Origin of the sequence: Oryzomicrobium sp. (assembly GCF_021287045.1) — a bacterium.
GTDB lineage: Bacteria > Pseudomonadota > Gammaproteobacteria > Burkholderiales > Rhodocyclaceae > Oryzomicrobium.
Genome location: NZ_JAJTBG010000002.1, coordinates 388,879 through 401,672, shown reverse-complemented (window position 1 = coordinate 401,672; position 12,794 = coordinate 388,879). Strand labels below are relative to the sequence as shown.

Here is a 12,794-nt window from a genome sequence, read left to right as displayed (position 1 = left end):
GTAAATTAACCTCGGATTCTAAAGCCCACTGCTACTGAAAACGGGGGGACGTCGACGGATTCCCTTGGTCGGGTTGGCAGGCATCTTGTCGTTTGCCACCGCCAGTTCGAAGACCGCCGACAACAGCCCGATGGACTTCTTAACCGTCGCCGCCGAGCGCCCTTGCGCCAGCATCCAATCCTTGAAGGTGACGATATGCCGCTTCTCAACCTCAGCAGGCGAGAGTTCGCCATTGCACTCGATGAGCCGCTTGAACGCGGTATTGACCTCCATCAGCGTGCGGGGGCGGCGTTCCGTTTGGTTGGTCCAATACTCGACCAACGACCACAGCGAGACCTTTGCGGAGGCTGGGACAGAAAGACTGGGGCGCGCGATGAGTGGGGAAAGGTCGGGGGCGGCTTGAGCGACCCCCCGTAGAGCGGTGAAGTCATCGAGTAGCCGAGCCTTGAGACGTATCAGGGCTTCCTCGGCTTGAAGCCGGTCCCTAGTCTTCAGCGAGAGGAAGAACTCCCGTCGCTGGTAGTGCTGCTGGAGGTCTTCAGAAACCCGCGCCCTGAAGTAATACGTAGCCCCTCTGCGGACCAAGTTGGTATGCCCCGGCATCGCTGGCGCGCCCTTCACGTGTAGCAGTGACGTGTAGCAATTCCAGCGTTCCCGCAAAGCAAAAAGGGCCGATTCCTTGCGGAATCAGCCCTTTCTTGAATCTTTGGCGCGCCCGGCGCGATTCGAACGCACGACCCCTGCCTTCGGAGGGCAGTACTCTATCCAGCTGAGCTACGGGCGCTTGGGAGGCGTGAGAATACCGAAATTCGCCGCACCTGTCCAAATTTTCCGTACAAACCGCGCCAAAACAAGGGGTTCCTACGGTTATAATCTGCGCTTTTCCAATCCCGCGCGTGTAAAAAGGATTCAGCATGGCCGAGCAGAAAGGTTCTTCGTCCAAGATCATGGTGATCACCCTGGTCGCCGCCGTGGCCCTGATGGCCGTGGTGGTTCCCTTTGCCTATGTCGGCAAGCCCATCGGCAAGGCCGCCAACAGCGACGACGTGGATTCCCGCATCGCCCCCGTGGCGCAGCTCGAGCTGGCCAAGGCCGCTCCCGTCGCCACCGGCCCCCGCGACGGCAAGACCATTTTCGAAACCGTCTGCGCCGCCTGTCACGCCACCGGCGCCGCTGGCGCGCCGAAGGCCGGCGACAAGGCCGCCTGGGCGCCGCGCATCGCCCAGGGCATGCCCGCCCTGATCAACAGCGTGACCCACGGCAAGAACGCCATGCCGGCCAAGGGCGGCGCCGACCTGAGCGACGACGAGATCAAGTCCGTGGTGAAGTACATCACCGACCTGGCCAAGTAAGCGCACTGCGACTTACCGCAGCACAAGCAAAACGGGATGCCTAGGCATCCCGTTTTGCTTTGCGGCAGCGCTCGCCGGATTACTTGGCGGCGGGAGCGGCGGCCGGAGCGGGTGCAGCTTCGGTGGCGGGCTTGGTTTCCTTGCCCTCGGCCTTGTGGGCCTTCTTGGCGTGGTGGTGCTTGGCTTCGGTCTTCTTCTCGACCTTGGCGCCTTCTTCCTTCTTCATTTCCGGCTTGGCGGCGGCTTCGGCCTTCACCGGAGCGGCCGGGGTGGCGGGAGCGGCAGCCGGGGCCTGGGCGAAGGCGGCGGCGGCGAACAGGGAAGCGACGGTAGCGGCAACGATCTTCAGCATGATGTTTCTCCTCGGGTGACGGGCGGGCCCTCTGGGCGTACCGCCGCGTGGGCCGGGGAGCGGGCTGCTCCCCGGTGGATGTCGTGTCAGTGGGTGGTGCGGTTCGGTGCGGCCGGATTACTTGGCAGCGGGAGCGGCAGCCGGGGCAGCAGCGCCAGCGGCTTCACCGGCGGGCTTGGCTTCCTTGCCTTCGGCCTTGTGGGCCTTCTTGGCATGGTGCTTGGTTTCGGCCTTCTTCTCGACCTTGGTGCCTTCTTCCTTCTTCACTTCCGGCTTGGCGGCAGCTTCGGCCTTGACGGGAGCAGCCGGGGTGGCGGGAGCGGCGGCCGGGGCCTGGGCAAAAGCGGCGGCGGCGAACAGGGAGGCAACGGTGGCGGCAACGATCTTCAGCATGATGAAACTCCTTGAACGGGTCACTACGAAAAATGCACTGCTTGAGTTCCGGTCCTGGCGGTGCTTGGTGTGTGCACCGCGCCGGGCCTTGAGTGCATTAACGCGGCCGCTGACCGTTCCGATGTCATCAGGCGCGTGACAAGGCGTTTCAAGTTGTAATCGGCGGTCTGGCGCCGCCTTAACCGCCGCTCCCTGGGTCCGTGCCGCCACCGGCGAGCATGGCCTTGAGGTTGCCGAAGCGTTTTTTCACTTCCTGCTTTTCCGGCGGCGCCGACTGCTTGCCGCCGGAGATGCGCAGGTCGTCCTTGCCCATTTCCTCGATGAAGCGCGACGGCTCGCAGGGAATCCATTCCTTGGCCTGCTTGCGTTTCTCGCAGTAGGAAACATGCAGGCTGCGCTGGGCCCGGGTGATGCCCACGTACATCAGGCGGCGTTCTTCTTCCAGCTTGTCCGGGGCGGTGGATTCGCGGTGGGGCAGGATGCCCTCCTCCACCCCCACCAAAAAGACATGCTTGTACTCCAGCCCCTTGGAGGCGTGCAGGGTGGATAGCTGCACCGCGTCGATCTCGCCGCCGTCGGCATTCTTCTTTTCCAGCATGTTGATCAGGGCGATGGTCTGGGTCAGCTCCACCAGCGTCTTGCCATCCTCGTCGCCCTTCTTGGTCAGCCAGGCGGAAAACTCCTGAACGTTGGCCCATTTCGATTCGGCGGCGCGGACCTCTTCGTGGTCGAACAGCCAGCGCTCGTAGCCGATGGCGTCGAGCATGTCGGCCAGCACCGGGCCGGCCGGCTCCTTCTTGGCGCGCCATTCGAGGCGGTTGATGAACTCGCCGAATTCGAGCAGGGGTTCGAGTTGGCGGGCGCCGACGCGCTGGGCGAAGCCTTCCTCGAACAAGGCGGCGAACAGCGAGATGTGCCGCTCGCCGGCGTAGCGCCCAAGCACTTCCAGGGTCGAGGTGCCGACGCCGCGCTTGGGCGTGGTGACGGCGCGGATGAAGGCCGGGTCGTCGTCGCTGTTGGCCAAGAGGCGCAGGTAGCTGGTGATGTCCTTGATCTCGGCCTTGTCGAAGAAGGACTGGCCGCCGGAGATCAGGTAGGGGATGCGGGCGTCCCGCAGGTACTGCTCGATGGTGCGGGCCTGGTGGTTGCTGCGGTAGAGAATGGCGTAGTCGGCAAAGCGGGTGCGGTTCTCGAACTTGTGCGCCTGCAGGCGCATCACCACCGATTCGCCCTCGTGCTCGTTGTCTTTGCACACGGTGACGGTAATCGGGTCGCCCAGCCCCAGGTCGGACCACAGAGTCTTGTCGAACAGCTTCTCGTTGTTGGCGATAAGGGTGTTGGCGGCTTTGAGGATGCGCACCGTGGAGCGGTAGTTCTGCTCCAGCTTGATCACCTTCAGCCGGGGGAAATCCCGCGGCAGGCCGCGCAGGTTCTCGATGTCGGCGCCGCGCCAGCCGTAGATGGCCTGGTCGTCGTCGCCCACGGCGGTGAACATCGCCCGGGGGCCGGTAAGCAGCTTCAACAGCCGGTACTGGCAAGCGTTGGTGTCCTGGTACTCGTCCACCAGCAGGTAGCGCAGCTTGTTCTGCCAGCGCTCGCAGACGTCCGGATGTTCTTCGAACAGGCGTACCGGCAGGCCGATCAGGTCGTCGAAGTCCATGGCCTGGTAGGCCTTAAGGGTGGCCTCGTAGTCCCGGTAGACCCGGGCGGCCAGGGCCTCGGTCTCGCCCTGGGCGACGCTGGCAGCCCCGTCCGGACTGATCAGGGCGTTCTTCCAGCTGGAAATCTGGCTCTGCACCGCCCGCACCACCTTCTTGTCCACCGACTTGGTCAGCTCGCCGACCAGGCCGAAACAGTCGGTGGAATCCAGGATGGAAAATCCCGGCTTGTAGCCGAGCGCCCGGGATTCCTGGCGCAGCAGGCGCATGCCTAGGGAGTGGAAGGTGGAAATCAGCGGCGACGGGCCGCTGCGGTGTGTGAGCAGGCTGCCCACCCGCTCTTCCATCTCCCGCGCGGCCTTGTTGGTGAAGGTGATGGCGGCGATGGAGCCGGGATGGAAGTCGCACTCCTCGATCAGGTAGGCGATTTTCTGGGTGATCACACGGGTCTTGCCCGAGCCGGCGCCGGCCAGCACCAGCAAGGGGCCATCCAGGTAGCGGATCGCTTCGCGCTGGGGGGGATTGAGTTCTGCCATGGGGAAAACAGCGCGCCCCGCCAGGAGCGGGGCGCCGATGGATGCACGAGGCGCCATTTTAGCCCACCCCCGCACCGGACCGAGACGCAGGCGGCGGCTGCGAGGCTCGGGCCGGTTTGTGCAATAATCGGGCCATTCTTGCAAAGGATTCCCAATATGGACGAAAACAAAGCCAAAGCCCTGGCCGCCGCACTGGCCCAGATCGAAAAGCAGTTCGGCAAGGGCTCCATCATGAAGATGGGCGAAGGCAACGTCGAAAACGACCTGCAGGTGGTGTCCACCGGCTCCCTGGGCCTGGACATCGCCCTGGGCGTGGGCGGCCTGCCCCGCGGCCGCGTGGTGGAGATCTACGGTCCCGAATCCTCCGGCAAGACCACCCTGACCCTGCAGGTGGTCGCCCAGATGCAAAAGCTCGGCGGCACCGCCGCCTTCATCGACGCCGAACACGCCCTGGACCCGGGCTACGCCCAGAAGCTCGGCGTGAACCTGGACGAGCTGCTCATCTCCCAGCCCGACACCGGCGAACAGGCCCTGGAAATCGCGGACATGCTGGTGCGCTCTGGCAGCGTGGACGTGGTGGTGATCGACTCGGTGGCCGCCCTGGTGCCCAAGGCCGAAATCGAAGGCGAGATGGGCGACTCCCTGCCCGGCCTGCACGCCCGCCTGATGAGCCAGGCCCTGCGCAAGCTCACCGCCAACATCAAGAAGACCAACACCCTGGTGATCTTCATCAACCAGATTCGCATGAAGATCGGCGTGATGTTCGGCAGCCCGGAAACCACCACCGGCGGCAACGCGCTCAAGTTCTACGCCTCGGTGCGCCTCGACATCCGCCGCATCGGCGGCATCAAGAAGGGCGACGAGGTGATCGGCAACGAAACCAAGGTCAAGGTGGTGAAGAACAAGGTGTCACCCCCGTTCCGCGAGGCCATCTTCGACATCCTCTACGGCGAAGGCATCTCCCGGGAAGGCGAGATCATCGACATGGGCGTGGCCCACAAGATCGTCGAGAAGTCCGGCGCCTGGTATGCCTACAACGGCGAGAAGATCGGCCAGGGCAAGGACAACGTGCGCGAGTACCTGCGCCAGCGTCCGGAAACCGCGGCCGAGATCGAGGCCAAAATCCGCGCCGCCGTCGGCGTCGCCTTGCCCACCGGCGTGGCGGCCCCGGCCGAGGCCTAAGGCCGGCCCCGGGAGCGCATGGCACCGACCGAACGCTCCCTGCGGGAACGGGCCGTCGCCCTGCTCGCCCGCCGCGAGCATTCCCGGTCCGAACTGGCGCGCAAGCTGGCGCCCCACGCGGAAAGCCGCGAGGAACTGGACCGGCTGCTCGACGAGCTGGCCGCCCGCAAGCTGCTCTCGGACGGCCGCTACGCCGAGATGCGCGTGACGGTGCGCGCCGGCCGCTACGGCAACCAGCGGCTGCGCCAGGAGCTGGCGACGGCCGGAGTCGACGACGCCACCATCGCCACCGCCCTGGCCCAGGCCGACGACGAGTCGTCCCGGGCCAAGTCGGTCTGGCAGAAGAAATTCGGCACCCCCGCCGCGGATGCGGCGGAACGGGCCAAACAGATGCGTTTCCTCGCCCAGCGAGGTTTTTCCATGGAGATCATCCGCCGCGTCGTGCGCGGCCTCGATGACGAATGACCGCATGAACGCCGCCACCCTCACCTCCACCGCCCCGGCCCAGCCGGCGCCGGCCAGCCAGAGCCGCTTATCTGCCCACAACCTGCAAAAGCGCTACAAGAAGCGTACCGTGGTCCACGACGTGTCGTTCGACGTGGCCAGCGGCGAGGTGGTCGGCCTGCTCGGCCCCAACGGCGCGGGCAAGACCACCTGTTTCTACATGGTGGTGGGCCTGGTGGCCGCCGACGGCGGCGAGGTCTACCTGGACGAGGCCCGGCTGACCCACCAGCCGATCCACCAGCGTGCCCATCAAGGCCTTTCGTACCTGCCCCAAGAAGCGTCGGTGTTCCGCAAGCTGAACGTGGCCGAGAACATCCAGGCCGTGCTCGAACTGCAGAACCTGCCCGAGGACGAGGTGAAGAACCGCCTCGAATCCCTGCTCGACGAGCTGCACATCGGCCACCTGCGCGGCACCCTGGCGGTGGCCCTGTCCGGCGGCGAGCGGCGCCGGGTCGAGATCGCCCGGGCCCTGGCCACCAATCCACGCTTCGTGCTGCTCGACGAGCCCTTCGCCGGGGTGGACCCGATCGCCGTGCTGGAAATCCAGAAGATCATCCGCTTCCTCAAGGCCCGCGGCATCGGCGTGCTGATCACCGACCACAACGTGCGCGAAACCCTGGGTATCTGCGACCGGGCCTACATCATCAACGAGGGCCGCGTGCTGGCCGCCGGCCGCCCGGACGAGATCGTGCACAACGACGACGTGCGTAAGGTCTACCTGGGCGAGCATTTCCGCCTGTGACCGCGACCCGCTCCATGCCCATGCTCCACCGCCCCGCCGCCGCGCCGCCCCATGAGGCAGCAGCCGGTTGCCGCTGCCGATGAAACCCAGCCTCCAGCTCAAGCTCTCGCAGCACCTGGCGCTCACGCCCCAGTTGCAGCAGTCGATCAAGCTACTGCAGCTGTCGACCCTCGAGCTCAACCAGGAAATCGAGCAATACCTGCTGGAAAACCCCCTGCTGGAGCGGGAGGACGATTTCGAACCCGCCGCCCGCCCCGCCGAGCCGGGCTTTGCCGACGCCTTGAGCAGCGGCGAGCAGGCGGCCGACGGCAGCGCCCAGGCGGAACGGGGCGAATCCGGGGAGAACGGCGAGTCCAGTGAATCCGGTGAAGGCAGCGACTACACCGCCGAGGGTGGCGACGCCGGCGTAGACGACGGCTGGTTCGCCGAGGGCAGCTTTCCCAGCGGCAGCCGCGACAACGACGGGGACGACGAGGGCGACGGCCAGGACATCCAGGCCGCCGTCACCAGTCTGAAGGACCACCTAAACTGGCAGTTGGGCCTGACCTCCCTGTCGGACCGGGACCGCAGCCTGGCCAGCTTCATCGTCGAGGCCCTGGACGACGACGGCTACCTGGACCAGTCCCTGGACGAACTGGGCGAAGCCCTGCCCCACGAGCTGGAGGTCGAGCCGGAAGAACTGGAGATCGCCCTCAAGCACGTGCAGAACCTGGACCCCACCGGCGTGGGCGCGCGCAGTCCCCAGGAATGCCTGGCCCTGCAACTGCGCGCCCGCCCCGCCGGCCCGGTGCGCAACCTGGCGCTGACCCTGGCGGAAAAGCACCTGGACCTGCTCGCCAACCGGGACTTCACCCGGCTCAAGCGCCAGCTCGGCTGCGACGACGAGACGCTGAAGGCGGTGCAGGCCATGATCATGGGCCTGGACCCGCGCCCGGGAGCCCGCTACGCGCCCCTGGAAACCCGCTACATCATCCCCGACGTGATCGTGCGCAAGGTGCGCAATCAGTGGGTAGCGAGCATCAACCCAGACGCCTTCCCGCGCCTGCGGGTCAACCGGCTCTACGCCGACCTGCTGCAAAAGCACCGCACCCGCGGCGAGAGCGGCGGCATGTCCGGCCAGTTGCAGGAGGCCCGCTGGCTGATCAAGAACGTGCAGCAGCGCTTTGACACCATCCTGCGCGTCTCCCAGGCCATCGTGGACCGGCAGCGCGCCTTCTTCGACCACGGCGAGGTGGCGATGCGCCCCTTGGTGCTGCGCGAGATCGCCGACATCCTCGACCTGCACGAATCCACCGTGTCCCGGGTGACCACCCAGAAGTACATGGCCTCGCCCCGGGGTATCTTCGAACTGAAGTATTTTTTCGGCAGCCATGTGGCCACCGATACCGGCGGAGCCTGTTCGGCCACCGCCATCCGCGCCCTCATCAAGCAGCTGGTGGGCTCGGAAAACGCCAAGAAGCCTCTCTCGGACAACCAGATTGCTGACATCCTCGGCCAGCAGGGCATTGTCGTCGCCCGCCGGACGATAGCAAAATACCGGGAGGGGATGGGCATTCCAGCTGCCAATCTCCGCAAGTCCCTCTAAAGGAGTAGAACCATGAATCTGCAGATCAGTGGGCATCACCTGGAAGTCACTCCGGCGATCCGTGAATACGTGACCGGCAAACTGGACCGCGTCATCCGTCACTTCGACAACGTGATCGACGTAAGCGTGATCCTCTCGGTCGAGAAGCTGAAGCAAAAGGCCGAAGTGACCGTCCACGTGCGCGGCAAGGACATCTTCGTCGAGAGCGAGGATTCCGACCTGTACGCCGCCATCGACAGCCTGATCGACAAGCTGGACCGCCAAGTCATCAAGCACAAGCAAAAAATCCAGGATCACCACCGGGACGAGAAGAACATCCCCGTCGCCGAGTGATCTAACCAACGGATCGGCCGGGCCCCGCGGGGGCCCGCCGACTGTTCCCCTCACGGGCCCCTCGACCCTCGCTGCCCCGGGGCGCAGCCCCCGTCAGCGCAACGACCGGAAATCCTGTATCCTCCCGGCCACGTTTCGCCCTTAGTCTCCGAGACCCCGGCCCGATTTCCTCCCGGCCCGCTCCGAATCCCATCGCCACACCGGTGGCACCGTGCATTCAAGGCTGGCCCGTTCAACGTCTCCGTGGATCGTCCGATGGAGCTCATCGCCAAACTCCTTCCTCTCGAAAACGTCGTCCTAGACCTGGAAGCGACCAGCAAGAAGCGGGTCTTCGAACAGGCCGGCATTCTCTTCGAAAACCGCAACGGCATTGCCCGCGCCACGGTCTTCGACAGCCTGTTCGCCCGGGAAAAGCTCGGTTCCACCGGGCTGGGCCAGGGCGTCGCCATTCCCCACGGCCGCATCAAGGGTCTCAAGGAAGCCGTCGGCGCCTTCCTGCGCCTGGCCGCGCCGGTGCCTTTCGACGCTCCCGACGGCAAGCCGGTGAGCCTGGTGTTCGTGCTCCTGGTGCCGGAACAGGCCACCGAGCAGCACCTGCAAATCCTGTCCGAATTGGCCCAGCGCTTCTCCGATCGCGGCTTCCGCGAACAGCTCGCCAGCGGCGGCGACGCCACCATCCTGCGCGACCTCTTCATCCACGGGGCACCCCATGCGCCAGATCAGCATCGCGCAGCTGTTTGAGGACCACCGCGACAAGCTCGACCTGACCTGGGTCGCCGCCAACGGCGCCAAACGTCATCTAGAACTCAAGGAGCGGGGCAACTACGGGGCCGACGTGGTCGGCCACCTCAACCTGATCCACCCCGAGCGCCTCCAGGTGTTCGGCGTGGCCGAGCGGGAATGGTCCCTGCGGGTCGCTCCCCAGCGCCTCAAGCAGCAGGTGGACGACCTGATCGCCGCCCACCCGCCGGCGATCATCATCGCCGACGGCCTGGAAGTCCTGCCCACCATCCAGGAAGCCTGCGAGGCCACCGGCACCCCCCTGTTCGCCACTCCCAAGCCCTGCTCAGCGGTGATCGACCTGCTGCGCATCTACCTGTCGCGCCGCCTGGCCGACACGGTGGCGGTGCACGGCGTGTTCATGGACGTGCTCGGCATGGGTGTGCTGATCACCGGCGACTCCGGCGCCGGCAAGAGCGAACTGGCCCTGGAACTGATCTCCCGGGGCCACGGCCTGGTGGCCGACGACGTGGTGGAGCTGGCGCGTATCGCCCCCACCACCATCGAGGGCCGCTGCCCGGGCATGCTCAAGGATTACCTGGAAGTGCGCGGCCTGGGGCTGCTCAACATCCGCACCATCTTCGGCGAGACCGCCTCGCGGCGGAAGATGAAGCTCAAGCTGATCGTGCACCTGCAAAAGCCGGTGGCCGGGGTGGAAAGCCCGCGCCTGCCGCTGGATGCCCAGACCCAGGACATCCTGGGCGTACCGGTACGCAAGGTGATCATTCCCGTGGCTGCCGGGCGCAACCTGGCGGTGCTGCTTGAGGCGGCGGTGCGTAACACCATCCTGCAGCTGCGCGGCATCGACAGCATGGAAGAATTCATCCAGCGCCAGCAGCGTGAATTGTTGGACGAAGACCTGTAAGCTAGTTCGCCGTCATCATCCCCTCTGGAGGAAGTGCCATGAAGACCCTAGCCGCCGCTGTCGCCCTGACCTTTGCCACCCTCGCCGCCGGCTCCGCCCTGGCCGCCGACGAGAAGAAGCCCACTCCCCAGCAGGAACGGATGAAGTCCTGTAACAAGGAGGCCGGCGACAAGGCCCTGAAAGGCGACGAGCGCAAGAAGTTCATGAGCTCCTGCCTCAAGGGCGAGACCGCCGCCGAGGACAGCAAGGTGACCCCGCAGCAGGAAAAGATGAAGTCCTGCAACAAGGAAGCCGGCGACAAGGCCCTCAAGGGCGACGAGCGCAAGAAGTTCATGAGCTCCTGCCTGAAAGGCTGAGGCGACGGCACCGGGCTGGGCTGCATGCCGGCCCGCCTCATCAAGCACACAAACAAAAGGCCGATCCCGCGGGATCGGCCTTTTGCCTTGCACGCCCGGAAAACGCCCGGGGCCAGCGAGGGATCAGAGGTGCTCGAAGGTCACCACTTCCACCCCGGGGGCGGTGGTGGAATGGCCAAAGGCCAGCTGGCCAGCGCCGTTCAGGATGATCTCCTCGCGGCGCAGGAACATTTCCGGCCCCCCGGTGCAGACCAGGTAGGTGCCGTTGGTGCTCTGGTCCACCAGCACGAAGCCGCCGGGGCGGCGCTCGATGCGGGCGTGGCTGCGCGACACTTTGCCGTCGGTGACAATCACGTCGTTGCCGTTGCCGCGGCCGATCGACAGAGCTACGGAGCCCTCGTCGAGCAAATAGGCCTTGCCCCGGTAGCGCACGCAGAAACGGCCGCTGCCGGCGGGCGGGACCGGCTCGCCGATGCGGAGCCCCAGGGCGGCACCGGCCGAACCGTTGAGGTTGGCCAAGGTGGTGGCGGTCAGGGGCATGGCGGTGGAGGGATCGGTGGTTTCCGGATCGAAGACATAGACCGGCGCCAGGCCGTCGGGCACCCCGTCCGCTTCCACCAGGTGCTCCTGTTCGTCGGGGGCCAGCATCTCCCGGGTGCCAGCGTCCAGGGCCACCCGGCCGGGCACGCAGAGGTCGGCCAGGCGGGCGGCGCGCTGCGCCACCGCGGCATCGTCCAGGGCGCCGGCGCACAGCCCTAGCTGCAAATCGAGCTTGATGCCCGATACCGGGGGCAGGTCGTCCACCCGCACCAGCATCTCCAGGGTGCCATGCCAGGCGCTCTCGGCGGACGGGAAGCCGGCCACCATCTGGCCGCCGACGCACTGGCCGACGACGCCGCCGGCCCCCAGTACCGAACGCTCTACCCGCTTCAGGCAGCGGTCCACGGCGTGCTGGGCCTCCAGCCGGCCGATCTTACCGGCCAGGCGGGCCGACCCCACCACGTCGATATGCAGTACCAGCGCCACTGGATTAATCATGGCGTTCCCCCCGGTTTGCCCACATGCGTGCCACCCCCATACAGTGTCGATCCCAGTCGATTCTTAGTTAGTGTGCGAGGCTGCCAGGCGCCGGTTCCTCCCGGAACCGGTCTGGCGGCCAGTGTAGCAAACCGTTTATTGTCCGGCTGCCACGTTGCCGCCCCATGTCATCGTGCTACGACCGGGAGCGGAAAATTGCCCAGCGGCGTATCGCTGCCATCCTCCGCGCCGCCGGCCCGGGCCCAGGCCGCGGCGTCCATGGCCGGCATCACCGGCGGCAGCTCGGGGGCGTCGAAGGCCAGGTCGCCGCCGTCGGCATCGGCCGGGTCCATACCCAGGCGCAGGCCCTTGAAGTCGAACAGGGCGTTGTCGGCCAGATGGGACGGCACCACGTTCTGCAGCGCGGTCATCACCGATTCGGTGCGGCCCGGGTACTTGCGGTCCCACTCGGCCATCATTTCGCGGATCTTCTGCCGCTGCAGGTTCTCCTGGGAGCCACACAGGTTGCAGGGGATGATCGGATAGCCCATGCCCCGGGCGAAACGGGCGATGTCGGCCTCGTCGCAGTAGGCGAGGGGGCGGATCACCACGTGGGCGCCGTCGTCGGTCACCAGCTTGGGCGGCATGGCCTTGAGCTTGCCGCCGAAGAACAGGTTGAGGAACAGGGTGTGCACGATGTCGTCCCGGTGGTGGCCCAGGGCGATCTTGTTGGCGCCCAGCTCCTTGGCGGTACGGTAGATGATGCCGCGGCGCAGGCGCGAGCACAGGGAGCAGGTGGTCTTGCCCTCGGGAATCTTCTCCTTGACCACCGAGTAGGTGTCGGCCTCGACGATGCGGTGTTCGACCCCCAGCTGGGCCAGGTAGGTGGGCAGCACGTCGGCGGGAAAGCCGGGCTGCTTCTGGTCCAGGTTCATGGCGATGATGCGGAACTTGATCGGCGCCCGCTCGCGCAGGGCCAGCAGCACCGACAACAGGGTGTAGGAGTCCTTGCCGCCGGACAGGCACACCATCACGGTGTCGCCGTCCTCGATCATGGCGTAGTCGCCGATGGCCCGGCCCACCTGGCTCTCGAGCTTCTTCTTGAGGCGCAGGAAATTGTTCGAAAATTCCACGATGCT

General features: G+C 66.0%; 15 protein-coding genes and 1 tRNA gene. 9 read left to right on the top strand and 7 right to left on the bottom strand.

The features are described 5' to 3' along the window. Positions 1-18 precede the first annotated feature (18 nt). Complete coding sequence (locus LWW89_RS03740) at positions 19-603, bottom strand: DUF6538 domain-containing protein (protein ID WP_293261264.1); 585 nt, start codon at positions 601-603, stop codon at positions 19-21. A gap of 104 nt (positions 604-707) precedes the next feature. Next, a tRNA-Arg gene (locus tag LWW89_RS03735) sits at positions 708-784 on the bottom strand. Positions 785-914: 130 nt separating this feature from the next. Here LWW89_RS03735 and LWW89_RS03730 point away from each other — a divergent pair. Beyond that, a complete protein-coding gene (locus tag LWW89_RS03730; protein WP_293261261.1) occupies positions 915-1,352 on the top strand; it encodes a c-type cytochrome in 438 nt (145 codons plus the stop codon). Positions 1,353-1,431: 79 nt separating this feature from the next. Here LWW89_RS03730 and LWW89_RS03725 read toward each other — a convergent pair whose 3' ends face one another. The 3 genes from LWW89_RS03725 to LWW89_RS03715 all read right to left on the bottom strand — a co-directional run bounded on the left by LWW89_RS03725 (position 1,432) and on the right by LWW89_RS03715 (position 4,291). Then, positions 1,432-1,704, bottom strand: coding sequence for a hypothetical protein (locus LWW89_RS03725; RefSeq protein WP_293261258.1), 273 nt, complete (start codon positions 1,702-1,704; stop codon positions 1,432-1,434). A 117-nt stretch (positions 1,705-1,821) separates the two neighbouring features. After that, entirely contained in the window at positions 1,822-2,097 is a 276-nt protein-coding gene (locus LWW89_RS03720; RefSeq protein WP_293261255.1) for a hypothetical protein, read from the bottom strand. Between the two features lie 178 nt (positions 2,098-2,275). Continuing rightward, positions 2,276-4,291 carry a UvrD-helicase domain-containing protein gene (locus LWW89_RS03715; RefSeq protein WP_293261252.1) on the bottom strand — a complete coding sequence of 672 codons (2,016 nt, stop codon included), beginning with the start codon at positions 4,289-4,291 and terminating at the stop codon, positions 2,276-2,278. Between the two features lie 156 nt (positions 4,292-4,447). On the opposite strand from LWW89_RS03715, the gene recA reads away from it, so the two are divergent. The 8 genes from recA to LWW89_RS03675 all read left to right on the top strand — a co-directional run bounded on the left by recA (position 4,448) and on the right by LWW89_RS03675 (position 10,638). Continuing rightward, entirely contained in the window at positions 4,448-5,473 is a 1,026-nt protein-coding gene (recA, locus tag LWW89_RS03710) for a recombinase RecA (protein WP_293261249.1), read from the top strand. Positions 5,474-5,491: 18 nt separating this feature from the next. After that, complete coding sequence (gene recX / locus LWW89_RS03705; RefSeq protein ID WP_293261246.1) at positions 5,492-5,938, top strand: recombination regulator RecX; 447 nt, start codon at positions 5,492-5,494, stop codon at positions 5,936-5,938. A gap of 4 nt (positions 5,939-5,942) precedes the next feature. After that, positions 5,943-6,719, top strand: a complete 777-nt coding sequence (gene lptB, locus LWW89_RS03700) for an LPS export ABC transporter ATP-binding protein (RefSeq protein ID WP_293261243.1) — start codon at positions 5,943-5,945, stop codon at positions 6,717-6,719. A gap of 79 nt (positions 6,720-6,798) precedes the next feature. After that, positions 6,799-8,304, top strand: a complete 1,506-nt coding sequence (locus tag LWW89_RS03695; RefSeq protein WP_293261240.1) for an RNA polymerase factor sigma-54 — start codon at positions 6,799-6,801, stop codon at positions 8,302-8,304. A 12-nt stretch (positions 8,305-8,316) separates the two neighbouring features. Beyond that, a complete protein-coding gene (gene raiA / locus LWW89_RS03690; RefSeq protein ID WP_293261238.1) occupies positions 8,317-8,637 on the top strand; it encodes a ribosome-associated translation inhibitor RaiA in 321 nt (106 codons plus the stop codon). Positions 8,638-8,892: 255 nt separating this feature from the next. Beyond that, positions 8,893-9,378 carry a PTS IIA-like nitrogen regulatory protein PtsN gene (gene ptsN / locus LWW89_RS03685; protein ID WP_293261236.1) on the top strand — a complete coding sequence of 162 codons (486 nt, stop codon included), beginning with the start codon at positions 8,893-8,895 and terminating at the stop codon, positions 9,376-9,378. Next, the gene (hprK, locus tag LWW89_RS03680) at positions 9,347-10,282 is read left to right on the top strand and encodes an HPr(Ser) kinase/phosphatase (RefSeq protein ID WP_293261233.1); all 936 of its coding nucleotides are present in this window, start codon (positions 9,347-9,349) and stop codon (positions 10,280-10,282) included. The genes ptsN and hprK overlap by 32 nt, the downstream gene beginning before the upstream one ends. A 38-nt stretch (positions 10,283-10,320) precedes the next feature. Continuing rightward, positions 10,321-10,638: a PsiF family protein gene (locus tag LWW89_RS03675; protein ID WP_293261230.1), complete on the top strand. Its 318-nt coding sequence runs from the start codon at positions 10,321-10,323 to the stop codon at positions 10,636-10,638. Between the two features lie 123 nt (positions 10,639-10,761). On the opposite strand, the gene LWW89_RS03670 is transcribed toward LWW89_RS03675, so the two are convergent. Both LWW89_RS03670 and ttcA read right to left on the bottom strand, forming a co-directional pair. Then, a complete protein-coding gene (locus LWW89_RS03670) occupies positions 10,762-11,676 on the bottom strand; it encodes an FHA domain-containing protein (protein ID WP_293261227.1) in 915 nt (304 codons plus the stop codon). Positions 11,677-11,843: 167 nt separating this feature from the next. Next, positions 11,844-12,788, bottom strand: coding sequence for a tRNA 2-thiocytidine(32) synthetase TtcA (gene ttcA / locus LWW89_RS03665; RefSeq protein ID WP_293261224.1), 945 nt, complete (start codon positions 12,786-12,788; stop codon positions 11,844-11,846). Positions 12,789-12,794 lie beyond the last annotated feature (6 nt).

Coding starts and splice junctions, on each gene's coding strand:
- LWW89_RS03730 (WP_293261261.1), top strand. CDS start 915: ATGGCCGAGCAGAAAGGTTCTTCGTCCAAGATCATGGTGATCACCCTG.
- recA (WP_293261249.1), top strand. CDS start 4,448: ATGGACGAAAACAAAGCCAAAGCCCTGGCCGCCGCACTGGCCCAGATC.
- LWW89_RS03670 (WP_293261227.1), bottom strand. CDS start 11,676: ATGATTAATCCAGTGGCGCTGGTACTGCATATCGACGTGGTGGGGTCG.
- lptB (WP_293261243.1), top strand. CDS start 5,943: ATGAACGCCGCCACCCTCACCTCCACCGCCCCGGCCCAGCCGGCGCCG.
- LWW89_RS03695 (WP_293261240.1), top strand. CDS start 6,799: ATGAAACCCAGCCTCCAGCTCAAGCTCTCGCAGCACCTGGCGCTCACG.
- LWW89_RS03725 (WP_293261258.1), bottom strand. CDS start 1,704: ATGCTGAAGATCGTTGCCGCTACCGTCGCTTCCCTGTTCGCCGCCGCC.
- ptsN (WP_293261236.1), top strand. CDS start 8,893: ATGGAGCTCATCGCCAAACTCCTTCCTCTCGAAAACGTCGTCCTAGAC.
- LWW89_RS03715 (WP_293261252.1), bottom strand. CDS start 4,291: ATGGCAGAACTCAATCCCCCCCAGCGCGAAGCGATCCGCTACCTGGAT.
- raiA (WP_293261238.1), top strand. CDS start 8,317: ATGAATCTGCAGATCAGTGGGCATCACCTGGAAGTCACTCCGGCGATC.
- LWW89_RS03740 (WP_293261264.1), bottom strand. CDS start 603: ATGCCGGGGCATACCAACTTGGTCCGCAGAGGGGCTACGTATTACTTC.
- LWW89_RS03720 (WP_293261255.1), bottom strand. CDS start 2,097: ATGCTGAAGATCGTTGCCGCCACCGTTGCCTCCCTGTTCGCCGCCGCC.
- hprK (WP_293261233.1), top strand. CDS start 9,347: ATGCGCCAGATCAGCATCGCGCAGCTGTTTGAGGACCACCGCGACAAG.
- LWW89_RS03675 (WP_293261230.1), top strand. CDS start 10,321: ATGAAGACCCTAGCCGCCGCTGTCGCCCTGACCTTTGCCACCCTCGCC.
- recX (WP_293261246.1), top strand. CDS start 5,492: ATGGCACCGACCGAACGCTCCCTGCGGGAACGGGCCGTCGCCCTGCTC.